Source organism: Pseudomonas marginalis (assembly GCF_001645105.1).
Lineage (GTDB): Bacteria > Pseudomonadota > Gammaproteobacteria > Pseudomonadales > Pseudomonadaceae > Aquipseudomonas > Aquipseudomonas petroselini.
Genome location: NZ_LKEG01000022.1, coordinates 147,908 through 172,733, shown reverse-complemented (window position 1 = coordinate 172,733; position 24,826 = coordinate 147,908). Strand labels below are relative to the sequence as shown.

At 57.4% G+C, this 24,826-nt stretch carries 21 protein-coding genes and 1 pseudogene; 12 read left to right on the top strand and 10 right to left on the bottom strand.

Features of this window, described 5'->3' with window-relative positions; translation table 11 throughout:
- Positions 1 to 25 precede the first annotated feature (25 nt).
- Complete coding sequence (locus AO064_RS03220; RefSeq protein ID WP_012722962.1) at positions 26 to 304, bottom strand: hypothetical protein; 279 nt, start codon at positions 302 to 304, stop codon at positions 26 to 28.
- 228 nt (positions 305 to 532) lie between these two features.
- On the opposite strand from AO064_RS03220, the gene AO064_RS03215 reads away from it, so the two are divergent.
- Complete coding sequence (locus tag AO064_RS03215) at positions 533 to 1,570, top strand: patatin-like phospholipase family protein (RefSeq protein ID WP_064052353.1); 1,038 nt, start codon at positions 533 to 535, stop codon at positions 1,568 to 1,570.
- Between the two features lie 47 nt (positions 1,571 to 1,617).
- Here AO064_RS03215 and AO064_RS03210 read toward each other — a convergent pair whose 3' ends face one another.
- The 6 genes from AO064_RS03210 to kdpF form a co-directional block, all read right to left on the bottom strand.
- The gene (locus AO064_RS03210; RefSeq protein WP_043204998.1) at positions 1,618 to 2,307 is read right to left on the bottom strand and encodes a response regulator; all 690 of its coding nucleotides are present in this window, start codon (positions 2,305 to 2,307) and stop codon (positions 1,618 to 1,620) included.
- 37 nt (positions 2,308 to 2,344) lie between these two features.
- A complete protein-coding gene (locus AO064_RS03205; protein ID WP_064052352.1) occupies positions 2,345 to 4,996 on the bottom strand; it encodes a sensor histidine kinase in 2,652 nt (883 codons plus the stop codon).
- Positions 4,997 to 5,119: 123 nt separating this feature from the next.
- Positions 5,120 to 5,665 (bottom strand): potassium-transporting ATPase subunit KdpC, encoded by a 546-nt coding sequence (gene kdpC, locus AO064_RS03200; protein ID WP_043204996.1) that lies wholly within the window; start codon positions 5,663 to 5,665, stop codon positions 5,120 to 5,122.
- A 100-nt stretch (positions 5,666 to 5,765) separates the two neighbouring features.
- A complete protein-coding gene (kdpB, locus tag AO064_RS03195) occupies positions 5,766 to 7,823 on the bottom strand; it encodes a potassium-transporting ATPase subunit KdpB (RefSeq protein ID WP_177410659.1) in 2,058 nt (685 codons plus the stop codon).
- Between the two features lie 15 nt (positions 7,824 to 7,838).
- Positions 7,839 to 9,533, bottom strand: a complete 1,695-nt coding sequence (gene kdpA, locus AO064_RS03190; RefSeq protein WP_046035051.1) for a potassium-transporting ATPase subunit KdpA — start codon at positions 9,531 to 9,533, stop codon at positions 7,839 to 7,841.
- 9 nt (positions 9,534 to 9,542) lie between these two features.
- Positions 9,543 to 9,632, bottom strand: coding sequence for a K(+)-transporting ATPase subunit F (kdpF, locus tag AO064_RS03185; RefSeq protein ID WP_003218754.1), 90 nt, complete (start codon positions 9,630 to 9,632; stop codon positions 9,543 to 9,545).
- Positions 9,633 to 10,034: 402 nt separating this feature from the next.
- On the opposite strand from kdpF, the pseudogene eat reads away from it, so the two are divergent.
- Together eat and AO064_RS29865 are read left to right on the top strand one after the other, a co-directional pair.
- Positions 10,035 to 11,401: pseudogene (gene eat / locus AO064_RS03180) on the top strand (ethanolamine permease).
- Positions 11,402 to 11,513: 112 nt separating this feature from the next.
- Complete coding sequence (locus AO064_RS29865) at positions 11,514 to 11,681, top strand: DUF2897 family protein (RefSeq protein WP_012722955.1); 168 nt, start codon at positions 11,514 to 11,516, stop codon at positions 11,679 to 11,681.
- A gap of 74 nt (positions 11,682 to 11,755) precedes the next feature.
- Here the strand turns inward: AO064_RS29865 and AO064_RS03175 are convergent, their stop codons facing one another.
- Both AO064_RS03175 and AO064_RS03170 read right to left on the bottom strand, forming a co-directional pair.
- Positions 11,756 to 12,604: an urea carboxylase-associated family protein gene (locus AO064_RS03175; RefSeq protein ID WP_064052351.1), complete on the bottom strand. Its 849-nt coding sequence runs from the start codon at positions 12,602 to 12,604 to the stop codon at positions 11,756 to 11,758.
- A gap of 15 nt (positions 12,605 to 12,619) precedes the next feature.
- Entirely contained in the window at positions 12,620 to 13,264 is a 645-nt protein-coding gene (locus AO064_RS03170; RefSeq protein ID WP_064052350.1) for a GntR family transcriptional regulator, read from the bottom strand.
- A 132-nt stretch (positions 13,265 to 13,396) separates the two neighbouring features.
- Between AO064_RS03170 and AO064_RS03165 the strand changes: the two genes are divergently transcribed.
- Positions 13,397 to 13,975, top strand: a complete 579-nt coding sequence (locus tag AO064_RS03165; protein ID WP_064052349.1) for a TetR/AcrR family transcriptional regulator — start codon at positions 13,397 to 13,399, stop codon at positions 13,973 to 13,975.
- Positions 13,976 to 13,996: 21 nt separating this feature from the next.
- Here the strand turns inward: AO064_RS03165 and AO064_RS03160 are convergent, their stop codons facing one another.
- Positions 13,997 to 14,329, bottom strand: a complete 333-nt coding sequence (locus AO064_RS03160; protein ID WP_064052348.1) for a ComEA family DNA-binding protein — start codon at positions 14,327 to 14,329, stop codon at positions 13,997 to 13,999.
- 663 nt (positions 14,330 to 14,992) lie between these two features.
- Between AO064_RS03160 and AO064_RS03155 the strand changes: the two genes are divergently transcribed.
- The 8 genes from AO064_RS03155 (at position 14,993) to AO064_RS03120 (ending at position 24,809) form a co-directional block, all read left to right on the top strand.
- Positions 14,993 to 15,982: an FAD-binding oxidoreductase gene (locus tag AO064_RS03155; protein WP_064052347.1), complete on the top strand. Its 990-nt coding sequence runs from the start codon at positions 14,993 to 14,995 to the stop codon at positions 15,980 to 15,982.
- Between the two features lie 12 nt (positions 15,983 to 15,994).
- Positions 15,995 to 16,768, top strand: coding sequence for a glucose-1-phosphate cytidylyltransferase (rfbF, locus tag AO064_RS03150; protein ID WP_064052346.1), 774 nt, complete (start codon positions 15,995 to 15,997; stop codon positions 16,766 to 16,768).
- Positions 16,769 to 16,770: 2 nt separating this feature from the next.
- Entirely contained in the window at positions 16,771 to 17,856 is a 1,086-nt protein-coding gene (gene rfbG, locus AO064_RS03145) for a CDP-glucose 4,6-dehydratase (protein ID WP_064052345.1), read from the top strand.
- Between the two features lie 24 nt (positions 17,857 to 17,880).
- Positions 17,881 to 19,194: a lipopolysaccharide biosynthesis protein RfbH gene (gene rfbH, locus AO064_RS03140; RefSeq protein ID WP_064052344.1), complete on the top strand. Its 1,314-nt coding sequence runs from the start codon at positions 17,881 to 17,883 to the stop codon at positions 19,192 to 19,194.
- Positions 19,195 to 19,197: 3 nt separating this feature from the next.
- Complete coding sequence (locus AO064_RS03135; protein WP_064052343.1) at positions 19,198 to 20,901, top strand: thiamine pyrophosphate-binding protein; 1,704 nt, start codon at positions 19,198 to 19,200, stop codon at positions 20,899 to 20,901.
- A gap of 76 nt (positions 20,902 to 20,977) precedes the next feature.
- Positions 20,978 to 22,810, top strand: a complete 1,833-nt coding sequence (locus AO064_RS03130) for a thiamine pyrophosphate-binding protein (RefSeq protein WP_064052342.1) — start codon at positions 20,978 to 20,980, stop codon at positions 22,808 to 22,810.
- An 8-nt stretch (positions 22,811 to 22,818) separates the two neighbouring features.
- Positions 22,819 to 23,874, top strand: coding sequence for an NAD-dependent epimerase/dehydratase family protein (locus AO064_RS03125; RefSeq protein WP_064052341.1), 1,056 nt, complete (start codon positions 22,819 to 22,821; stop codon positions 23,872 to 23,874).
- Positions 23,871 to 24,809: an FkbM family methyltransferase gene (locus AO064_RS03120; protein WP_064052340.1), complete on the top strand. Its 939-nt coding sequence runs from the start codon at positions 23,871 to 23,873 to the stop codon at positions 24,807 to 24,809. Before AO064_RS03125 ends, AO064_RS03120 begins: the two co-directional genes overlap by 4 nt.
- The last annotated feature ends 17 nt before the right edge of the window (positions 24,810 to 24,826 follow it).

Genomic DNA, 24,826 nt, shown 5'->3' with positions numbered 1-24,826 from the left:
GATGAAATGTCCTACTCACAGCAGGTTAACGCCCTGCGCGAGACTCTCGGATATAGAACCGCGCTTTCTCGGCCTTGTTGGAGCAGCCTTCAAACGCCTCGAACTGTTGCTGGGTCTTGGCCCCTGTCAACAAAGACAAGGCTTTGGAATAGCTCACGGTCCCGGCAAAACCTTCCGCCTTGGCCAAGTCCAGCTCTTTCCAGGCGGCGTCCAGTTGCGAGCCGCAGCTGTCGCGATACGCGGTTTTCCCGGCGCAACCGGCAAGGGCCAACACGATCACAGGCACACACATCCAGGCTTTCATCGATGACACCTCAAAATAAAGAAAAAACAGTCGTACGCTGTAGACGTTGCCTACATGGAAAAGTGCCTGTCCTTAGCCTGAAATCGATAGTACCTACATACCCGAGCAATACCAGAGCATACCCGAGCACTGCGGCTATCCTGGAAAAATATTGCAGGCCCCGCGAAGATTGAAGCCGCCCCCTCAATGGGTGCATTGTGGGCACCTGCTTTGGGGAGGACATGGACCATGAATAAACGTGTTGCCTTGGTGCTGGGCTCCGGCGGGGCCCGGGGCTACGCGCATATCGGCGTGATCGAGGAAATCGAACGGCGTGGCTATGACATTGCCTGTATCGCCGGGTGTTCCATGGGGGCAGTCGTCGGCGGGATCTACGCCGCCGGCAAACTGGATGAATATCGGAACTGGATTGAAAGCCTCGACTACCTCGACGTGCTGCGCCTGGTCGACGTGAGTTTTCGCTTGGGGGCCATTCGTGGCGAGAAAGTCTTCGGGCAGATCCGCAAGATCGTCGGCGAGATCAATATCGAAGAGCTGCGCATCCCCTACACCGCCGTCGCCACCGACCTCACCAACCAGCAGGAGATCTGGTTCCAGGAAGGCTGCCTGCACCAGGCCATGCGCGCCTCGGCGGCGATTCCCAGCCTGTTTACTCCGGTGATGCAAGGCAATCGCATGCTGGTGGACGGCGGCTTGCTCAACCCTCTGCCCATCGTGCCGGTGGTGTCGAGCCACTGTGACTTGATCATCGCGGTCAACCTTAACGCCACCAACCAGAAGCACTACCAGTTGCCGGTGATCCAGCGCCCGCCAGCGTTCAAGAGTCGCTTCAACAACTTGGCGAAATCACTCGGTTCGCACTTGCCGTTTCGCCGCAAGCAGGCCGAACAACTGATGAAGCTGGAGCAGGAAGCCTTGGAGGCCCAGGCGGCGGAGATCAACCCGTGGCTGGAGTCTGCCGAGCCCGAGTCCCAGCAATCCGCCGCCGCGCCGGAAAAGCCCGGCGCCCCCAAGTCAGCGACCGGTTCGTTCATTATCGATAACGTCGGCCCGGCGTCGCTGCTCGACCTGATCAACCAGAGTTTCGAGGTGATGCAGACGTCGCTGGCGCAATACAAGATTGCCGGTTATCCGCCGGATGTGTTGATTAACGTGCCAAAGCGCGTGTGTCGGTTTTTCGAGTTCTACAAGGCGCCGGAGTTGATCGCGCTGGGCCGGGAGATCGCCAGTGACACGTTGGATCGCTATGAGAGTGAGCAGCGCTGAGACCCTTGGTGATGCTGATGGCCCCATCGCAGGCAAGCACCAACGATCTACCCGCCTAACAACCGATACCCCACCCCCGCCTCAGTCACGATAAACCTTGGCTGGGTCGGGTCATCCGCCAGTTTTTGCCGCAGATGCCCCACCACAATGCGCAAGTAATGGCTGTCTTCCGTATGGGTCGGCCCCCAGATATCCTTGAGTAACTGTTGCTGGGTAATCACCCGCCCCGGATGCCGCGCCAGTTGCGCCAGCACCGCATATTCCTTGCGGGTCAACGCCACTTCCGCCCCGTCCAGCAGCACCCGGCGATAGGCCAGGTCCACCGTCAACGGGCCAAAACTCAAGGCCGCTTCCTGCGCTTCACCGGCCGGGGCCTGACGCAGCAACGCGCGTACACGGGCGAGAAACTCCTGGATGCCGAAGGGTTTGGTCACATAGTCATTGGCACCGCTGTCGAGGGCCTCGACCTTTTGCCCTTCGCTGGCCCGTACCGACAGCACCAGCACCGGCACCGTCGACCATTCGCGGAATTCGCGCAGCACCTGCTGGCCGTCCATGTCCGGCAGGCCAAGGTCGAGCACCAGCAAGTCCGGCTTGCTCAGCGCCGCCTGGGCCAGACCTTCGGTGCCGGTGCCGGCCTCGATCACTTTGTAGCCCTGGGAGGCCAGGCTGATGCGCAGGAATTTGCGGATCTGCGGTTCGTCATCAATGACCAAAATCGTCGCGGTCTGGCTCATGGTGTCCAATCAAAATCCGTGAAGACAGCAGGGTAGCTCATGCCTCGCGCTCCAGGCCAGGCTGTGTCGGCAAGGGCAGGAACAAGGTGATGCAGGTGCCACGCCCGTCGATACCGTCGGCCACGCTGATATGCCCACCGTGGGCACCGACCATGCCTTGGCAGATCGCCAGGCCCAGGCCTGTGCCCTGCCCGCCCCGATCACCGCGAGCGGCGGTGTAGAACATGTCAAAGATCTTTGCGCGTTCGTCTTCGGGAATGCCGGGGCCCTCATCAGCCACGGCGAAAAACAGCTGGTTATCCAACACCCCGGCACTCAGTTGCAAGCGGCCTTGCGGCGGCGAAAAGCGTGCGGCGTTTTCCAGCACATTCACCAGGGCCTGCTCGATCAACGCGGCATGCACATACAACAACGGCAACTCCGGCGGCACATCGGCCCTCACCTGCAACGGCGCCAGCACCGCCCGCAAACGACCGAGGGCGCTGCCGACGATATCGCCCGGCGAGACCCAATCCCGCGCCAGTTTCAACGCACCGTGGCCAAGGCGTGTCATGTCCAGCAAGTTCTGGATATAGCGATCCAGGCGCTCGGCCTCATCGCGGGTGCCCTCGAGCAATTCGCGGCGATCCTCCAGGGGGATGGCCTCACCGAGTGCCAGCAGGCTTTCGATGCTGCCGCGCATGGAGGTCAGCGGCGTGCGCAAATCATGGGACACCGAAGCCAGCAACGCACTGCGCAGTTGTTCGGTTTCGCCATGCAGCCGAGCGGACTCAAGCTCCTGGGCCAGTTGCGCCCGCGCCAGTGCCTGGGCCAGCGGTTGGCTCAAGGCGGTCAGCAAGCGACGGCGTTGACCGCTCAATTCAAGACCGGGCCTGGGACTGACCCCCAGCAACCCCAGCGGGCCCTCTTCGCCCGACAGCGGCCACCACCACCAACGCCCGAACGGCAACGTGCCGGTGCCCATGCCCGCCGGTTGATCGTGCTGCCAGGCCCAGTCGGCGGCGGCGCGCTCGGCTTCGGTCAGCGTCAGCGGGCCCCCGGTCTCAATCGCCCAGCCGCCCTGGCCGTCGCGGTTGACCAGGCACAGGTCGAGGTCGCTCCAGCCTTCCAAATGATGCGCCGCCGCGCTGATCACTGCCTGGCGATCGGTAGCGGCGGTGAGTTTGCGTGACAGGTCCAGCAGTTCGCTGGTTTCTTCCTGGGTATCGCGCAGCGCCTGCAACTGGCGGCGTTGGCGCGCAGCCAGGTTGCCCGTCAGCGCCGCCATCAATAGGAAGAACAACAGGGTCAGTACGTCTTCTTCGCGCTGGATGGCGAAGGAAAAATTCGGTGGGATAAACAGGAAGTCGTAGGTCATGAACGACAACCCCGCACACACCAGCGACGGCCCCAGGCTGCTGCGCACCGCCACCAGCAATACCGCGGCCAGGAACACCAGCGAGATATTCGGCAACGGCAACACGCTGGACACCGCCCAAGCCACTGCCGCCGCAACCACCGTCGCCACGACCGCCAGCGCGTAATCGAACCACACCAGCCCGCGCACCTCCGGCAAACGGGGCGACGCGGGCATGTCGTCGCTGTCGAGGATGTTGATTTCCAGACCCCGCGCATGACGCAGCAAACGCGCGGCCAGGCCACCCCCGAATAACCGACGCCGCCAACGCATCCGCGATTGCCCCACCAGCAACAGGCTGGCACGGCGTTCGGCGGCATGCTGGATCAGCGTCTTGGCCACCTCCCCCGCCCGCAGCAACACCACCTCACCGCCCAAGCGTTCGGCCAGTTGCTGGGCATTCTGCAGGCGTAGCCTCGACTGTTCATCCCGCGCCCGGCCGTTGTCGATATGCACCAGGCTCCACGGCAAATGGCGGCGCTGGGCAACGCGGCTGGCGTGCCGTACCAAGCGTTCGGCCTGCGCATCGCCATCCACCCCCACCAGCAAGCGCCCGCGCACCGCCGGCGCGGACTGGCCCAGTTGGCGATAACCCTGGGCCAGATCGTCATCGACGTGGGCGGCGGCGGTTTGCATCGCCAACTCGCGCAGGGCCATCAGGTTGGTCTGGGTGAAAAACGCATCGATGGCCGCGCGGGCCTGTTCCGGCACGTAGACCTTGCCGTCGCGCAAGCGCTCCAGCAATTCGCGGGATGGCAGGTCGATCAGCAGCAGTTCGTCGGCCTCTTGCAGCACCCAGTCCGGCAAGGTTTCGCGCACCTGCACGCCGGTGATACCGCGCACTTGGTCGTTGAGGCTTTCCAAGTGCTGGACGTTGACCGTGGTAAACACGTTGATGCCGGCGGCAAGCAATTCCTGGATGTCTTGCCAGCGTTTTTCGTGGCGACTGCCGGGGGCGTTGCTGTGGGCCAGTTCGTCCACCAGCACCAGCCTGGGCTTGGCGGCGAGCAGGCCGTCGAGGTCCATTTCTTCGAGCATCACGCCGCGGTATTCGCTGCGCAGCAAGGGTTGCTGTGGCAGGCCGCTGAGCAAGGCTTCGGTCTCGGCGCGGCCATGGGTTTCGACCACGCCGGCAACCAACCGCACGCCTTGGCGCAACTGCGTGTGCGCGGCCTGGAGCATCGCGTAGGTCTTGCCCACCCCCGGCGCAGCGCCGAGGAAAACTTTGAGCCGGCCACGGCCGTCCCGGGGCAGATCGGCTAACAGGGCGTCGGCGCGGCCGGAGTCGCTCATGCTCGGGTTCCTTCAGATGTTTATGGGTTGCACCTCAGGCCGCCATCGCGGGCAAGCCCACTCCCACATTTGGAATGCATTCCCCTGTGGGAGCTGGCTTGCCTGCGATGCCGGAGCCACTGCCTACAACTTTTCCAGGGCCATATTCAGCGCCAGCACATTCACCACCGGCGGGCCCACCAACGGGCTTTCGATGTGTTCATCCAGCAACCGCTGCAGGGTCGACACCGGCACATTCCGCGCCGCCGCCACCCGCGCCAGTTGATAGGCAATCGCCTGGGGTGGCAAGTGTGGATCAAGACCGCTGCCAGAGGTAGTCAGCGATACCAAGGGCACCGGCCCCTGGCTCGGCACTAACTGTTTGCTCGCGTCATCGAAGATACGCGTCGCCAGCGCCGGGTTGCTTGGGCCGAGGTTACTGGCGCTGCTGGAAACCGTCGCAAAAGCACCGGCAGACGGACGCGGGTGGAACCAGCCGTCGCCGGTAAAGTCCTGGGCGATCAGGCTGGAACCGCGCACTTTGCCGCTGGCGTCGCGTACCAGGCTGCCATTGGCCTGGTCCGGGAAGGCGACTTGGGCGACGCCGGTCACCACCAATGGGTAGGCGACGCCGGTGATCAGGGTCATGAGCACCAGCAGGCTCAGGGCCGGGCGGACGATGTTGGACATTTCGGATTCCTCAATTTGTGGGACGCTCTGCTGTGTTGCAATGGGGCTGCTTCGCAGCCCGGCGCGGGGCAAGCCCGCTCACTACAAAGAGCAGGTTCGGTTACACCAGGTGCAGCGCAGTCAGCAGCATGTCGATCGCCTTGATGCCCACGAACGGCACCAGAATCCCGCCCAGCCCGTAGATCAACAGGTTGCGCCGCAGCAACGCCGCCGCACTCGCCGCCTGCACGCGTACACCGCGCAGCGCCAACGGAATCAGCACCACAATGATCAAGGCGTTAAACACAATGGCGGAGAGAATCGCGCTCTGCGGGCTCTGCAAGTGCATCACGTTGAGCACGCCGAGTTGCGGGTAGATCGAGGCGAACAACGCCGGCAGGATCGCGAAGTACTTGGCCACGTCGTTGGCGATGGAGAAGGTGGTCAGCGCGCCACGGGTCACCAGCAATTCCTTGCCGATCTGCACCACGTCCAACAGCTTGGTCGGGTCGCTGTCGAGGTCGACCATGTTGGCGGCTTCGCGAGCGGCCTGAGTGCCGTCATTCATGGCCATGCCGACGTCCGCCTGGGCCAGCGCCGGGGCGTCATTGGCACCGTCACCACACATCGCCACCAGGCGGCCGTCGTTCTGTTCATGGCGAATGCGCGCGAGTTTTTTCTCCGGCGTGGCTTCGGCCAGCACATCATCCACGCCCGCTTCGGCCGCAATCGCGGCAGCGGTCAGCGGGTTGTCGCCGGTGACCATCACGGTGCGGATGCCCAGTTTGCGCAGTTCAGCGAAACGCTCACGAATGCCGGGCTTGACCACGTCCTTCAGGTGGATCGCGCCGAGCAACTTACCATCGGCACACACCAGCAACGGGGTGCCGCCGCTTTGGGCGATCTTGTCGATTTCCCGCGACAGCGCGGGCTGCAGGTCGCGACGTTGTAGACCGATGAACGCCAACAGCGAATCCACCGCGCCTTTGCGAAATACGCGGCCCTGATAATCGACACCGGACAACCGCGTTTCGGCACTGAACGGCACGGCCGTCAGCTCGTCCGCAGTCGGCTCGGCCTGAGGGTGCAAGGCGCGCAGGTATTCGACGATGGACTTACCTTCCGCCGTGTCATCCGCCAGCGAGGCAAACAACGCGCCTTCGGCCACTTCCTTGCCACTGACGCCAGGCGCCGCGACCACCGCCGCACAGCGACGATTACCAAAGGTGATGGTGCCGGTCTTGTCCAGCAGCAACACATGCACGTCGCCCGCCGCTTCCACGGCACGCCCGGACTTAGCGATGACATTGAGGCGCACCAGACGGTCCATGCCGGCGATACCGATGGCCGACAACAAGCCGCCGATGGTGGTAGGAATCAGCGTCACCAGCAGTGCGACCAGGAACACCAGCGGCAAGCTGCCATTGGCGAAGTGGGCGAACGGTTGCAGGGTCACCACCACCAACAGGAAGATCAGGGTCAGGCCGATCAGCAGGATATCCAGCGCGACTTCGTTGGGGGTTTTCTGGCGTTTGGCGCCTTCCACCAAGGCGATCATGCGGTCGAGTGTGGACTCGCCGGGGTTGGCGGTGATGCGGATCAGCAGCCAATCCGAGACCAGGCGGGTGTTGCCGGTGACGGCCGAACGGTCGCCGCCGGACTCACGGATCACCGGGGCGGATTCCCCGGTGATCGCCGCTTCGTTGACCGCCGCAATACCTTCGATGACTTCGCCGTCCCCGGGGATCATTTCCCCGGCGGCGACGCGCACCACATCGCCTTTGCGCAGGCTGGTGGCCGGCACGACCTTGAAGCTGCCATCGGCTTCCTTGCGGCGTGCGCTCAGGCCTTCGCTACCCGCCTTGAGGCTGTCGGCACGCGCCTTGCCACGCCCTTCGGCCAGGGCTTCGGCGAAGTTGGCGAAGAGCACGGTGAACCACAACCACACGGCAATCTGCACCGCGACGAACGTCGGCACGGCGGTGTCGGGCACGAAGCACAGCACGGTGGTGAGGATAGCGGTCAGCTCGACCACCAGCATCACCGGCGAGCGTTGCAGTTGACGCGGGTCCAGCTTGACGAACGCCTGGACCAGCGCCGGGCGCCACAGGGCTGAGATAGCGGTTTTGGCGGGCTCCTGGGTTTTGACCGGGGCCGCGTTTTTTGCAGGCATATTCATTTTCATATCCCTTTACTAGAAGCCCATGCTCAAGTGTTCAGCGATGGGGCCTAACGCCAGCGTTGGCAGGAAAGTCAGGCCGCCCACCAGCAAAATGGTCACGGTCAACAGGGTCACGAACAGCGGGCCGTGGGTCGGGAAGCTGTTCTGGCCAATCGGTGCGGTCTTCTTCATCGCCAGGCTGCCGGCCAGGGCCAGTACCGGAAGGATGTAGCCGAAGCGGCCGATCAACATGCCCAGGCCCAGCATCAGGTTGTGGAACGGCGTGTTGGCGCTGAACCCGCCGAATGCCGAGCCGTTGTTGGCACTGGCCGAGGTGTAGGCGTAGAGCAACTGACTGAAACCGTGGGGGCCAGGGTTACTGATGGCACCGGCCGGGCCGGGCAGGCTCGCGGCAATGGCGCCGAGCACCAGCACGCCAACCGGCATCACCAAGAGGGTCACGACCAGCAATTGCACTTCCTTGGCCTGTAGCTTTTTGCCCAAGTATTCCGGGGTGCGGCCGATCATCAGGCCGGCGAGGAACACCGCAATCAACACGTTGAGCAACATGCCGTACATGCCGGCGCCGACGCCGCCGAAGATCACTTCGCCGACCATCATGTTGACCAGCGCAACCATGCCGCTGAGGGGGTTGAGGCTGTCCTGCATGCCGTTGACCGAACCGTTGGACGCCGCCGTCGTCGTCACCGACCACAGCACCGTACCGGTGGTGCCGAAGCGGGCTTCCTTGCCTTCCAGCGGCGCGGTTTGCTCCACGGCCGGATTATTCAGGGTCGGATTGGGCTGGTATTCGGCCCACAACGAGGTCGCGCCGCCGATCAGGAACAGCGCCAGCATGCAGCCGAGGATCGCGCGGCTCTGACGCAGGTCTTTGACGTAGTGGCCGAAGGTGAACACCAGCGCCACCGGGATCAGGATGATGGCCGCCAACTCAAACAGGTTGGCCCAGGCCGTCGGGTCTTCAAACGGGTGTGCCGAGTTGACACCGAAGAAGCCGCCGCCGTTGGTGCCCAATTGCTTGATCGCAATCTGGCTCGCCGCCGGGCCCAGGGGAATCACTTGATCCACGCCTTGCATTGTCACGGCGTCAACGTAGTGAGCGAAGGTCTGCGGCACGCCCTGCCACACCAGGAACAACGCCAGCACCAGGCACAACGGCAGCAGGCCGTAGAGCGTGGCGCGGGTCATATCGACCCAGAAGTTGCCCAGCGTCTTGGTGGACTTGCGACCGATCCCACGGCAAAGCGCGACCAAGACCGCCAGACCGGTCGCCGCGCTGACGAAGTTCTGCACCGTCAGGCCGGCCATCTGGCTGAGGTAACTCAAGGATGCCTCACCGCTGTAGGACTGCCAGTTGGTGTTGGTCATGAAACTGACCGCGGTGTTGAAGGCCAGGGTCCACTCCTGCCCCGGCAATTTCTGCGGGTTCAGTGGGAGGTAGTCCTGGAACAACAGGATCGCGAACAACAGCAAAAAGCCCGCGAGGTTGAACGCGAGCAAGGCCAGCATGTATTTCTGCCAGCTTTGTTCCTGCTGCTCGTCCACGCCCGACAGGCGATAACAGGCACGTTCCACCGGGCCCAATACCGGCGTGAGCCAGGTGCGCTGCCCTTCCATCACCTTGTAATAGAACCGCCCCAGGAACGGTGCCGGCACCAGTACCACGGCGAAGAAGGCAATGATCAGCCAATAGTCATAACTGTGCATAGCCCGCTCCTAGTTCCGATCCGCGCGTAACAGCGCAACCAGCAGATAAATGAACAGCGCCACGGCCAATAGCAGTGACACCCCGTCCAGAACGCTCATGGAAGTCTCTCCGTTTAGCGGCGAGTGCCGCGTGTAGGGCAATTGTCGGCAGGAGTGGTGTAAAGGAACGAGAGCGAGGGTGTGGGTGGGGCGTAAAGACGGCGTAAAGAGTGGGTTTATGCGCAGGTTACAGAGGGATTGGTGGTGATTGGGAGGGCCTCATCGGGGGCAAGCCCCCTCCCACATTTTGACCGGTGTACGCAGGCCAAGTGTGGGAGGGGGCTTGCCCCCGATGAGGCCCACACAGCCACCCCCGCACTTATCTGGTGCGATACCGGACATGTTCAAACGCCAAACCATCCCCAGCGCGACAGTTGCGCAGCTTTACGACAATGATTCCCAGCCTGGCATGTCCGCTGCAACACCTTGAATCATTCCAACCGGTTCAGGGAGAGCAACACAATGAACACACAACTCAAACCCACCTTGGGCACCCTGCACTTATGGGGTATTGCGGTCGGGCTGGTGATTTCCGGGGAATATTTCGGCTGGAGCTATGGCTGGGGCGTCGCCGGGACCTTGGGCTTCTTGGTGACCTCATTGATGGTCGCCGCAATGTACACCTGCTTTATCTTCAGCTTCACCGAACTGACCACCGCCATTCCTCACGCAGGCGGACCGTTTGCCTACAGCCGTCGCGCCTTTGGCGAGAAAGGTGGCTTAATCGCCGGGCTCGCGACATTGATCGAATTCGTCTTTGCGCCCCCCGCCATCGCCTTGGCCATCGGTGCCTACCTGAATGTGCAGTTTCCAGCACTGGACCCGAAACACGCCGCCGTCGGCGCCTATATCGTCTTCATGGGCCTCAACATCCTCGGCGTGAAACTGGCCGCCACCTTCGAACTGGTGGTGTGCGTGCTCGCCGTCGCTGAACTGCTGGTGTTTATGGGCGTGGTTGCGCCTGCCTTCAGCTTCAGCAACTTCGCACTGAACGGCTGGGCCGGCTCCGATACCTTCGGCGCCCCGGCGATTGCCGGGATGTTTGCCGCGATTCCTTTCGCCATCTGGTTCTTCCTCGCCATCGAAGGCGCGGCCATGGCGGCCGAAGAAGCGAAAGATCCTAAGCGCACCATTCCAAAAGCCTACATCAGCGGCATCCTGACCCTGGTGATCCTGGCCATGGGCGTGATGTTCTTCGCTGGCGGCGTGGGCGACTGGCGCACCCTGTCGAACATCAACGACCCNCCCTCCAAAAAGCCATGAAAACCGTGGTCGGCGACAGCTCCGGCTGGTTGCACATGCTGGTGTGGATCGGCTTGTTTGGCCTGGTAGCGAGCTTCCACGGCATCATCCTGGGTTACTCGCGCCAGTTCTTCGCCCTGGCACGCGCCGGGTACCTGCCGTCTTTCCTGGCCAAACTGTCGCGTTTTCAGACACCGCACCGCGCAATCATCGCCGGTGGCGTGGTCGGCATCGCAGCGATCTACAGCGACGGCCTGATCAACCTGGGCGGCATGACGTTGACCGCCGCGATGATCACCATGGCGGTATTCGGCGCGATCGTGATGTACATCATGAGCATGCTCAGCCTGTTCAAATTGCGTAAGACCGAACCGCTGCTGGAACGCACCTTCCGCGCACCGGGTTACCCAATCGTGCCGGGCATCGCGCTGGTGCTGGCGGTGGTGTGCCTGGTGGCCATGGCCTGGTTCAATGCACTGATCGGACTGATCTTCCTGGGCTTTATGGTCGTGGGGTTCGCCTACTTCCAGATGACCGCGCAAGACCGCGCCGATGCACCGGCGGATGCGATGTTGACCGGGCTCTGATCTACTAAGAGGCAGAACGGGCCTACACTGAACTAGTAAGAAAGCCCGTCACTCAAAGCAGTTATTCCCGTGGGAAAACTCTCCCACGGCAATCTGCCTCAAGGAGAGCCTTATGCCGTGGTATGCATGGTTGATATTAGTGGTCGCCATCGGGTCGATCGTCGGTGGACTGATGATGCTGCGTGACAGCGCCAACAAAGTGGAACTCACCGACGAACAACGCAAGCGCGTGGCCGAGCGAAACGCCCAGGCGGACGCCAAGGATGCGCAGGATCGCTAACATAGCCGCCCTGACACACAACCTGTGGCGAGGGAGCTTGCTCCCGCTGGCTGCGAAGCAGCCCCTCTAAAGCGTTACTCCCAATCCGCCTTGGCAATATGCAACCCGTGCTGCCCCTTGTAGGCAGCACGCTCAGGCTGGCTCCAGCCACTCAGCAACGCTTCCTCCAATTTATAAATCTCAACCCCCAATGGACGGCACACCGTCAACGGGTCCTGCGCCTCCGGCCCCCACATCGGCAGCGACAAATCCCCACCGGGGCATGTCGACAACGCACACAACAAATCAATCTCGGCAAAGAACTCCAGGTAATCACCCTTCTGCGCCGGGCACGCCTTCATGAAATACATGTCGTCATGATTCAGGCCCGTGCACTGGAAAATATTCAGCACATCATGCACGTCGAATTCCGTCAGACCATGGGGTAAAACCGCGCGGGTCAGGTTCGAGTGGCAATGATGATGGAAGTCCTCACCGGTGAGCATCCGGTTCACGTAGGGATCACAACGCGTGCCGAGCAGATCATGCAGGCGCCCGCCATGCTCATCGATGCCGTAGCTCGCCAAGCTGTCATCGGTGATGGTCACCAGGGGGCGCAGAAACGGCAGGTTCGACCACAAGCGGTCATGGGTGCTGACATGGGCACCCTGCAACTGCCGCGTGCGTGCCGCCCAGAGCCGTTCGCGCGGGTCATGGGCGTTCCACACATTAAAGTCACCCACCTGCGGCCCCACCGGCGTGGTCACACGAAACACATGCCCGGCCGGCACCTTCCACGCCCTGCCCGTGCGGATCGGCACTTCGAATTGCTCGATCAACGTGCGTTGCTGTTTTTGGTCGCGGATGCGCTCGTAAAACGCCGTGTCGACCTGCAACGCCGAACCTTTGCTGACCTGATAAGCGGCCGGGTAGTCTTTGTACATAATGCAGATCCTCGATCAGGGGTGATTAAACAAAGCCAACGACAGGCGTTCCGAATCAGCCAGGTACAGGCTCATCGCCTGCCCTGCCGCCGGTTTTTCCTGCTGGACCAACAAGGTGTAAATCTCACGATCACGCTCCAACCAAGGCGACTGGAAGCGCTGCTCATCGGGCGCAGCGCAAAACACCAGGCGCAATTGGGCGATCACTTGGGCAAAAAACTCATCGAACAAGGGGCTGCGCATCAACCCGACGATTTGCTGGTGAAACACCAGGCTATGAGTGGCGACTGCACGCCAGTCTTCGCGCTCACGGGCCAGGGTGGTGGCGTCGATGGCGTTTTGCATACGCTCGGATTGATCCTCTGTCAAAGGGCCACTCTGGGCGATGGCCTGCAACTCCAGGGTGCGACGGACTACAAATAAGTCACGCACTTCCTCTCGCGCCAAGCGACGGACCATTACGCCCTTATTGCGCACATACCGCGTCAGCCCTTCCTGACCCAGACGGTGCAGCGCTTCGCGGATGGTATTGCGCGAGGCGTTATAGGCGGTCACCAGTTCGGCCTCAACCAACGGCATTCCCGGCAACAGCCGCCCGCCGATGATGTCGGCACGCAACTCCAGGGCGATCTGATCGGCCAAGGACAAACTGAGTGTCATGGTTACCTCACGATTGTTGAACAATCTTGTGCGTAGAGGTAGTCACTTTTCGTGCCAACGGCCAAGGCTCAGGAGAGACGTGTAAATGGAGTCAAGTTGGTTAAAATGCCAGCCTGTCACCGAGGCCGCCCTATGCGTTATTCGTCCAACCACAAAGCCCAGACCCACCAACGCATCATCAAGGAAGCCTCCGTACGCTTTCGCCGCGACGGCATCGGCGCCACCGGCTGGCAGCCGTTGATGAAAGCGCTGGACCTGACGCATGGTGGGTTTTACGCGCACTTCAGATCCAAGGGTGAACTGGTGGAAAAAGCCCTGCAGGCCGCTGCAGCAGAGCTGGATGCCCATTGCGAAACGCTGTTCAGCCAGGAACGGCCGCTGGAAGCGTTTATTGATAGTTACTTATCGGAGTGGCACCTCAACTCGCCGGCTGAAGGCTGCCCATTGCCGACCATGTCTTCGGAGCTAGGGCTGAGAGGCCAGCACAGCCCGACGACGGATGCGGTGCTCGACGCGCGGCTCAAGCAGATCGAAACGGCCTTGGGGGAAGGACAGAGTGATGCACAAAGCTTGGTGACGATGTCGACACTGGTCGGGGCCCTGGTGCTTGCCAGGAGTGTTGAAGACAAGGCACTCGCCATGCGAATCATCGAGGTGGTGCGAGACAGTTTGAAAACCCAGGTTTCAGAAGATCAAAAAGCCGGTCAGTGACCGGCCTCCCCTTGTATTGGCTTAGTTGATCACAAGCCTCTCGCGGTTTTTCTCCAGCAGAGCCTTGCCGATCCCCTTCACTTCCAACAACTCATCCACCGCCGTGAACGGGCCATTGCTTTCGCGGTAGGCCACAATTGCCTTGGCTTTGGAGGCGCCAATACCGAACAGGTCACGGCGCAGGGTTTCGGCGTCGGCAGCGTTGAGGTTGACCTTGGCGGGTTGTTCGGACTTGGACATTTGGGCGGTGATGGGGGTTGGGGCTTCGGGTTTGATGGAAGGGGCTGCGGTGGTGGTGACGGAGAGAGTGGTGAGGAAGGCGAAGATTAGGGAGGTGAGGTAGGTGTTTTGCATTTTGACGCTCCATGACATTGGTGAGGGAAAAGCAGCTTTTCCGAAGCTGCTTTTCTAACTTAGGTCATGCTGGAAGGGTGTCAAAAACGGTTGGGTTACAGAGTGTGACTTCTTCGGTAAAGACGTACTGACGGGGGCCAACAGCACCATCCATCCCTGATTTCCAGTTAAGGTTCCAAACGGGTAGAATTGCTGCCAATTATTAGACAGGCAGGCATCAACCCGCACCGTAAACGGTGAAGAGCGAGGGTTGTAAAGCTTGGCATGCGCAAAATAGTGGCGCAGGACTGTAGATCGATCGCGACACAGGGGAAGGGATACGGTGTTCCCAGGTCGCCCTCTTAGCCTTTTTGTCAGTGGAGCAAACGTAAGCGGAGGCGAAATATGCTGCTGTACAACGCTGCAGCAGTCTCAAGTTGTCAGAATTTTATTGGCTTGGCTCTCAGGTTCATCACTTTATGGCTACCTGAAATCATTAAATAAATACCTGCCGTAAGGCATGTAGTCTGCGCACTGGATGCCGAGCGATGCTCCAGCGGCAGACGAGAGGAGATGTAAACGTACATGGGAATCAAAAATTCGGATCAGGTGTGTACAACACCTTACATTCTGGCGGATGAATTCAATCACTGTGCTACCAATGCCAAGGTTGGTGCCTGACCCGTGCCTACTATTATGTTGTCCAACCATAAAACTTTCGATGCCGAAAGCGGCAAGAGCCTGCTTGATTGTGCAAAATCGCAGGCAACGGTGCTTGAGTACAGCTGCCGCACGGGGCGATGCGGTGTTTGCAAGGCGAACGTTCTCAGTGGTGAGACTGAAGTGGTTCAACCGGAGCTTGCCCTAACGGAAGAAGAGCGTGCGTCGGGTACCATTCTTACTTGTTGCCGCGCGGCGCTCAGTGATGTCGAGTTGGATATAGAGGATCTAGGCTTACTGGCCGATATCCAGATCAAAACCATGCCTTGCCGCATCGACTCCATCGAGCGTTTGGCTGACGACGTGGTGCGAGTCGTATTCCGAACACCGCCTAAAAGTGCACTTGTTTACCTCGCTGGACAGTACATTGACGTCATAGGCAAGGATGGTGTCCGTCGCAGCTATTCCGTTGCTAATGCACAACGCGAGGATGCCAAGCTGGAGCTGCATATCCGTAAGGTACCTAACGGTGTCATGAGCCAGTATTGGTTCGGTGAAGCTCAGGCCAACGACCTCCTCAGGCTGGAGGGACCACTCGGTACCTTCTGTCTACGCAGCGCGAATACTCAGAATCTTGTGTTCTTGGCTACCGGCACAGGTATCGCGCCAGTAAAGGCCATGCTGGAAGCCCTAACGGCCGAACCTGGATCCTTCGACAACAGGCATATATACGTCTATTGGGGCGGGCGTAAGGAACCGGACCTATACTGGCGCCCTGACTTCCCTGCACTCCGCGTAAATTATCGACCGGTACTGTCTCGCGCAGGCGAGCAATGGTCAGGCGCCACAGGTTACGTCCAAGACGCAGTGCTAGCAGAAAATCTCGACTTGGCGGACACCTCAGTCTATGCCTGTGGCTCTGAAGCCATGATTCGAACAGCACGCGAGGCGCTTATTCAGGCCGGCCTGCCCCCCAATTTTTTTCATTCCGATGCCTTTGTAAGCTCGAATTGACCCGGAGACAGCATGAAAGCAGTTATTTTGGCCGGTGGCCTGGGAACGCGCCTAAGTGAAGAAACCAGCCTACGCCCAAAACCCATGGTCGAGATCGGGGGCAAGCCTATCCTCTGGCACATCCTCAAAATGTACTCGGCTCATGGCATCAATGATTTCATTATTTGCTGTGGTTATAAGGGTTATGTCATTAAGGAGTACTTTGCCAACTACTTCCTGCACATGTCCGATGTCACGTTCAACATGCGCGATAACACCATGAAAGTTCATGACAGACGCGCTGAGGCTTGGAATATCACTCTGGTTGATACGGGTGATGATTCCATGACTGGCGGCCGCCTGCGTCGTGTTGCGGAGTATGTCAAAGATGACGAGGCGTTCTGCTTCACCTACGGTGATGGCGTCAGCGATCTCGACATCAGCGCCACACTGGCTTTTCACAAGCAGCACGGCAAGGCCGCAACGCTCACTGCCACCTTCCCCCCTGGGCGTTTCGGCGCACTGGATATCCAGAAGGGCCATGTCTTGAATTTCAAAGAAAAGCCAAAGGGCGACGGCGCCTTGATAAATGGCGGCTTCTTCGTACTCAGCCCCAAGGTATTGGCTTACCTGAAGGATGACAGCACGACTTGGGAACAGGAACCGCTGATGAAACTTGCGGCTGAGGGCGAATTGATGGCCTTTGAACACCCTGGATTCTGGCAACCCATGGACACCCTACGTGACAAGCACTATCTGGAAGAGCTTTGGCATTCTGGCAAAGCCCCTTGGAAGTCTTGGGACTGAATATGAAGTCGACGGTTTCCCCCGCCTTTTGGCAAGGCAAAAAAGTGTTCCTGACGGGTCATACCGGCTTCAAGGGTAGCTGGCTATCTCTTTGGCTGACCAGCATGGGCGCGCAGGTCAAGGGCTTTGCATTGGCACCTCCGACACACCCTGCCCTTTTCGTCGAGGCAAGGGTCGCGGATGGCATGGAGTCTGAACAAGGTGACATCCGCGACTTGGCAGCCATAACCCTAAGCATGACCAGCTTCAATCCAGATGTGCTGATCCACATGGCGGCTCAACCGCTGGTTCGCCTGTCCTACCGCCAACCGGTGGAAACCTATTCAACGAACGTGATGGGGACCCTGCATGTTCTGGAGGCCGCACGTCAGTGCCCCAACCTGCGTGCAATCGTCAACGTCACCACTGACAAGTGCTACGAAAACCGTGAATGGGAATGGGGCTATCGTGAAGACGAGCCCATGGGCGGACATGACCCGTACAGCAACAGCAAAGGTTGTGTTGAACTGATCACCAGTGCGTATCGCAAATCGTTCTTCAGCGATCCTCAAGGTGCGGCATTGGCCTCGGGCCGTGCCGGCAACGTAATTGGCGGCGGAGATTGGGCTGAAGATCGGCTTATCCCTGATATCCTTAGTGCCTTCGAACAGGGTAAAGCCGTCACAATACGCAACCCTAGGGCTACGCGCCCATGGCAGCACGTGCTGGAGCCGCTGAGCGGCTATCTGGTGTTGGCCGAGCATCTCTGGACCCACGGGCATCGCTTTGCCGAGGGCTGGAATTTCGGCCCAAGGGACAAAGATGCGCGACCTGTTGACTGGATTCTCGACCACATGGTTCGGACCTGGGGCGCAGGCGCCCGCTGGCAACTGGATGAAGATCCACAGCCACATGAGGCAAACTACCTCAAGTTGGATATTTCAAAGGCTCGTGCCCGTTTACAGTGGTCGCCGAGTTGGAGCCTGGAAACCACTCTCGCCCGGATTGTCACATGGCACCGCGCATGGTTGAGCGGCGACGATATCCAGGCCCACTGCCTGGAAGAAATAAGCGCTTACGTTCTCGCCATGCACACCAGCAGCAACTAACTTTATTTTTTAGCAGGAACCTTCATGACACCCGATATGCTCCGCCAGGAAATCAGCAAGCTCGTCGAGCAATACGCAAACGTCGCATTGGCGAGCAAGCCGTTCGTGGCCGGCGAAACCGTAATCCCACCATCAGGTAAGGTAATCGGGGCCCGTGAGCTGCAACTGATGGTCGAGGCCTCCCTGGATGGCTGGCTGACCACCGGCCGCTTCAATGCCGAGTTCGAGAAAAAACTCGCTGAGTTCCTCGGTGTGAAATTTCTGCTGTCGGTCAACTCGGGATCTTCTGCAAACCTGGTTGCCTTCAGCGCGCTGACTTCACCCAAGCTGGGTGAACGAGCAATCAAAAAGGGCGACGAAGTCATAGGCGTCGCGGCTGGATTCCCGACAACAGTCAACCCAATCGTCCAGTTTGGTGCTGTCCCGGTTTTCGTCGATGTCGACATGGCAACCCACAACATCAATGCCGACCTGATCGAGGCCGCCATCACGCCTAAAACCAAGGCAATCATGCTGGCTCACACCCTGGGTAACCCGTTCAACCTTAGGAAGGTCAAGGCACTGTGCGAAAAGTACAATCTGTGGCTGGTTGAAGACTGCTGTGATGCCTTGGGTGCGACCTATGATGGCAACCTGGTAGGTACCTTCGGCGATATCGCGACACTCAGTTTCTACCCTGCGCACCACATAACCATGGGCGAAGGCGGCGCGGTATTCACCAACAATCCAATGCTCAAAGTGATTGCAGAGTCTTTCCGCGACTGGGGTCGTGACTGCTACTGCGCTCCTGGTTGCGACAATACCTGCGGCGATCGGTTTGGCCAGCAATACGGTAGCCTGCCTCAAGGTTATGACCATAAGTACGTCTATGCGCACTTGGGTTACAACCTGAAGATTACTGACATGCAGGCTGCCTGTGGCCTTGCCCAACTAGAACGCGCCCAGGATTTCATCGATACGCGCAAACACAACTTCAAACTGCTCAAGGAGCGTCTGTCGACACTATCCGAGTTTCTTGAGATTGCCGAGGCTACTCCCAATAGCGACCCGTCGTGGTTTGGCTTCCCAGTGACATTGAAAGAAAGCAGCGGCGTGAACCGTGTCGACCTCCTCAAGTACCTCGATCAGCACAAAATTGGCACCCGTCTGCTTTTTGCCGGCAACCTGACACGTCAACCTTATTTCCAGAACCTAGAGTATCGAGTGGTTGGCGAACTGACGAACACCGACCGCACCATGAATCAGACTTTCTGGCTTGGCGTCCAGCCATCACTGGGGCAGGAGCATTTTGATTTTGTCGGTGAGAAACTGGAAGAATTTTTCGGGATTGGTTTCTAAACAATGAAAGCGTCTGACGCCGTGGCGCTGGTACTCGCTCAGAACAAGGTTCTGTACGGCTACGAGCTGATCGGGGGGATGATTACGCACCTGGTTGATAGCATCAACCAGCTAGGCGTGACTTCCCTTGTTTCAGTGCATCACGAGCAAGCGGCTGCATTTGCGGCGGCGGCGGTCGCGCGCGCAACACACCACGAATTGCTCGGGGTTGCATTAGGCACCAGCGGACCGGGCGCCACCAACCTGATAACGGGTATTGCCGATTGCTGGCTTGACAGTCATCCATGCATCTTCATTACCGGACAGGTGAATACCTACGAACTCAAAGGCGATCGAAACATTCGCCAGCAAGGTTTTCAGGAACTCGACAGCGTGGCCCTCGTGAGTAGCATCACTAAATATGCTCACCAAGTCACTCATATCGAAGAGCTACTCCCTTGCCTGCAGAAGGCAATCGATATAGCCAAGGAAGGACGTCCCGGCCCTGTGTTACTGGATATCCCTATGGATCTTCAGAAAGTCGAAATTGATGATTCTATAGTAAACGCCATTTTGAACGCGCAAATAAAATCGACCACGCAAACAGTCTGCGTATCCGATTTAGAGGAGATTAAAAGCAAACTAAAGATCGCAAAAAAACCCCTGATTTTGCTTGGCGGAGGTGCCGTCAATTCGCGTAATTTCAAGCAGTGGGAAAATCAGCTTGAGACGTCTGGAATACCTTTCGTCGCAAGCTTGAAAGGCGCAGAAAGGATACACGAAAGTCCGAATTACATGGGCATGTTGGGGGCTTATGGCACCCGAACTGCTAACTATGCCGTACAAAATTGCGATTTTTTACTGGTATTGGGCAGCCGTTTGGATGTGCGACAGACAGGCGCTCAGCCTGATGACTTTGCTCGCAATGCCGAGATTATTCAGATTGATCTGATGGAGGGACAACTGAATAATCGCGTAAAAGCAACGGACTCCGTTCAAATGGAGTTAAGCGCTTTTTTCGCAAACTTCCCTCTTCCGGATTCCCTCAAAAATCTTATGTGTGCGACTTGGGCCACAGAACTGCAAGCCCATTTCAATCAGAATTTTGTAGATGAATACACTGACTGGATATTCAGTCCCTTCAAAATTTTCTCAGCCCTGAATGCGCTAACTGCCACTCATGCGCTCGACTATGTCGCCGACGTGGGCAACAACCAAATGTGGGCCGCGCATACGCTGAGGCTGAGCAAAAATCAATCTATGCACCATTCCGGCGGCTTGGGTGCAATGGGATTTGCAATTCCAACGGCGATTGGGGTGTGTCACTCAGCCAACAAGCCAGTGATCGTCATTACGGGCGATGGCGGCGCCCAGCTCAACATCCAAGAGCTGGATATCATTGCGCGAGACCAATTGCCCGTACTGATAATTGTGCTGAACAATCACTCGTTGGGGATGGTACACGGGTTCCAGGAAATGTATTTCGAGGGCCGAACCTCCTCGACTTACTGGAATGGCTACACGACCCAATTCAAAGCAATAGGCGAAGCTTACGGAATCAACGCCAAAGTCATCAGCGAAGATACTGAGTTTCGGACTTCAATCATGCAATTTCTGCAGGCCCCAGGCCCAATGCTAATCGAAGTCTTGATTCCCGACGCACGAGAGTGTCGTCCACGACTCGAATTCGGGATGCTGATTGACCAGCAAATGCCAAAAAGGGCATAAGAACCTAACCAAGATTTTTCGAACCTCAGCTGCTGGTCATCGATCAGGCTGATGCGTCCATCGATGGAGTTTTCAAATGCAAGCGCAGGAAAAAATAAAAGTAAGTGAACAAATTGCAGAAGCACTGGAGAACCTGGGCATTACTCATGTGTTCGGGATCATTGGTGCAGGTAATGTTCATCTTTTTGAAGCCATAAGCCGCCGCGGTTACACGGAAATCGTATGTGTACACCACGAGCAGGCCGCTTGCATGGCAGTGCAAACCTACTACCGTACGAACGGACGTCTTTCAGCCGCCCTGCTCACCACGGGGGCAGGCTCGACCAACGGCGTCACAGGTGTTGTATCCGCTTGGGCGGATTCCATTCCTTGCATAGTTATCGCTGGCAACGAACATTCCAAGCACTGCTTCCCGGAAAACCCATTGCGTATGTGGGGCGTACAGGGATACGACTCTTGCCAGATGGTAAGCCAGGTCTGCAAATACACTCAACGCGTCACCCAACCGGAGCAGGCAGTCTACGAACTCGAGAAAGCGGCTTATGTCGCATTGGAAGGCCGACCAGGTCCAACCTGGATCGAGATTCCGATGGATATACAATCGAGCCGCATTCAGACAAGTGAAATGGCGCGATTCCATGCACCCGTGGCGGATAGAACACTTAGCAACGAGGTTGCGGCACAAATTGACAGTGTTGTGAATGCTTTGCTCGAAGCCAAGCGCCCTCTCTTATGGTTGGGTAATGGCATTCGCTTGGCCGGCGCCGAGAAACGTATCGCCCCCCTGCTCGAAAAGCTTCGTACGCCGGGTCTCGTTTCATGGGCAGGCATTGACATGATCGACTCCGATCACCCTTTGGTGTTCGGGCGCGCCGGAGTATACGGCCAGCGTGCGGCAAACTTTATCCTGCAAAACAGTGATTACGTACTTGCCATCGGTACACGATTGGCAATACCACAAGTCGGCTACGATTTGACAGAGCTGGCTCGCGAGGCGCGGATTGACGTGGTAGACATCAGCCGTGATGAAGCCTCCAAGAATGCATCACGCACCCAAGAAGTCATCGTCAGTGATGCTGCCGTATTTATGGAAGCACTGAGCGCGCGCCTCGAATCGTTGGAGATCCCTCCCAAGGCGCAGTGGGTTGCGCAGTGTGATGCCTACCAATCACAGTTCCCTTGGGTTGGTGAAGAGCATGCGGACAAAGACGGCTTTATCAACTCCTACCGCTTTATGGAGCGTCTTAACCGCTCGTTCAAACCTAACCAAATTGTCGTAACAGACATGGGCACGGCACTCTTGTGCGGGCATCAGGTGCTGCGCATGAAAGAAGGCCAGCGTCTGATGACCTCTACTGGCCTAGGAGAGATGGGCTACGGCCTCCCTGCCGCGCTGGGAGTGTCTTTCGCCACTGATCGTGGTGAGGTCATGTGCCTCAACTGCGACGGGGGCATGATGATGAATCTTCAAGAACTGCAGACCATCGTGCATCACCAGTTGCCGATCAAATTATTCATCTTCAATAACGACGGCTACTTGATGATCAAACACACGCAAAACTCGCTATTCAAGGGGTCTTACGTAGGCACCGACCGGACCTCAGGTGTTTCCTGCCCGGACTTCTCGAAACTGGCCACCGGCTTTGGCATTCCATCCTGCCAAATTCGCCATTGGGAAGATGTGGACTCCGCGCTGGAAAAAGTACAGGCTGCCACCGGACCCATCATTTGCGAAGTATTTATGCACCCTGAACAACTTTTCTCACCGAAACTCTCGGTGATCGTGAAGGAGGATGGCTCTTTGGTATCCCCACCTTTGGAAGATCTCTCGCCGCTGATCCCGCGCGATCAACTGGAGAGAGCCATGCTTCAGGGGATGCATGAAAAGTCGAAAGCTTTGGGCGCATAACTAAAGCCATGAATGGTATTTTGCGAAATCCTGTAATCACTAGCGATCTATTGACAATTACGACCGAGTACGGGCTTCCATGGCAGCGTCTGAAAGGGCAAAAGGTACTGATTACAGGTGCCTCGGGTTTCCTCGCCGCCTACATGGTAGAAACATTGTTGTTTCTAAACGAAACTCAAGAACTGGGCATCCAAATTTTCGCGCTCGTTCGCAGTCGACGCCGCTTTGAGAGCAGGTTTGCACATGCCTTGGGCAGGCAAGATTTGATATGTATAGAGCAGGATGTGAGCGAAGCCTTAGCATTCAGCACACGTCCAGACTTCATTATTCACGCTGCGAGCCAGGCTAGCCCAAAATACTACTCAACGGACCCAATTGGCACCTTGAGCGCAAACACCCTTGGCACTGCAGCCTTGCTAAAACTCGCCGCTTTGAGCGGATCGAAAGGTTTTCTCTTTTTCAGCAGTGGCGAGGTTTATGGGCAAACAGATTTCGTGCCAACTGCCGAGCAGGATCTAGGTTTTGTTGACCCGACTTCAGTTCGAGCTTGCTACGCTGAAAGCAAACGAATGGGCGAAAACATGTGTGTCAGTTGGCACCACCAAGCAGGTGTACCTACGACTATCGTCAGACCTTTTCATACTTACGGTCCCCATATGCTATTGGATGACGGCAGGGTCTATGCTGATTTTGTAGCCAACATTTTGAATAATCAGCCTATCATAATGAAAAGTGATGGCAAGGCGCGTCGTGCCTTTTGCTACGCAGCAGACGCTGTAGCTGGGTTTTGGACAGTTCTGCTAAATGGGGTCCATGGTCAGGCATATAATGTTGGCAACCCCATGGGAGAGACCAGTATCGGAGAGTTGGCCGAAATATTGGTCGAGCTATACCCTGAAAAAAAACTGAGCGTCGTCTTTGCTGAACGCGAAAACGACGGGGTATATTTAGTAAGCCCTATAGTAAGAAACTGCCCAGATATCAAAAAAGTAGAAAAGCTTGGCTGGCACCCTCGAACGTCTGTCCGTGAGGGCTTTAAAAAAACCATTGAGAGCTATATATGAAACATATAGAAGAGATGCGTCAGTCTTTCGAAAAACATGACTCTAGCAAGCCTGACTATATAGATGGAATGTACAACAACTTCCACAGCAAGCTCTTCTCATATGCTTCATGGTTACCGCAAACGAACATAGCTCGCATAGAAATCTCTGATGGAGAGGTCGTAATGACCTCTCGTGATAATGGTTTAAAAATCATATGCCCCAAATTCGATCAGCGAGTTGCGCCGATTGAAATTCTAAACTTCGGCGATTATGAAGCAACCGACTCAAATATGATCATGAGATTGGTAAAACCAAACTCGTGTATATTAGATATTGGAGCAAATATCGGGTGGTACGCTCTCAATATAGCCAAGCAAAATCCAAACGCTAAAATTTATGCATTTGAACCAATCAAATCTACTTACCTAGCTCTTGAAAAAAACATAAAACTTAACAACCTCACAAATATAAAACCCTTCAACTTTGGCTTCTCATCTGAAGAAAAGACATTAGAATTTTATTTTTACCCTGAGGGCTCAGGAAACGCCTCACTAGCGAACCTAAGCGGCCGGCCTGATATAGAGAAAATAACGTGTGATGTAAAGGTTATCGATAAATTTTCGACCACATTAAATTTGCCTAAAATTGACTTTATCAAATGCGATGTCGAAGGCGCTGAGCTTTTTGTCTTCAAAGGCGCGTTAACGCTTTTAGGCAAGGACAAGCCGGTCGTATTTACGGAAATGCTGCGTAAATGGGCTGCGAAATTCAACTATCACCCCAACGAAATTATCGTGCTATTTCGTGAACTGGGTTATAAATGCTTTACAGCCAATGAAAAAGGTCAGCTACATACATTTAGTCTAATGGACGACCTTACGCTTGAAACGAACTTCTTTTTTTTACACGAAATACAACATGCGCTTGAAATCGAAGAGCTGTCAGTGCAATAACGATTTTCTTTGATTTA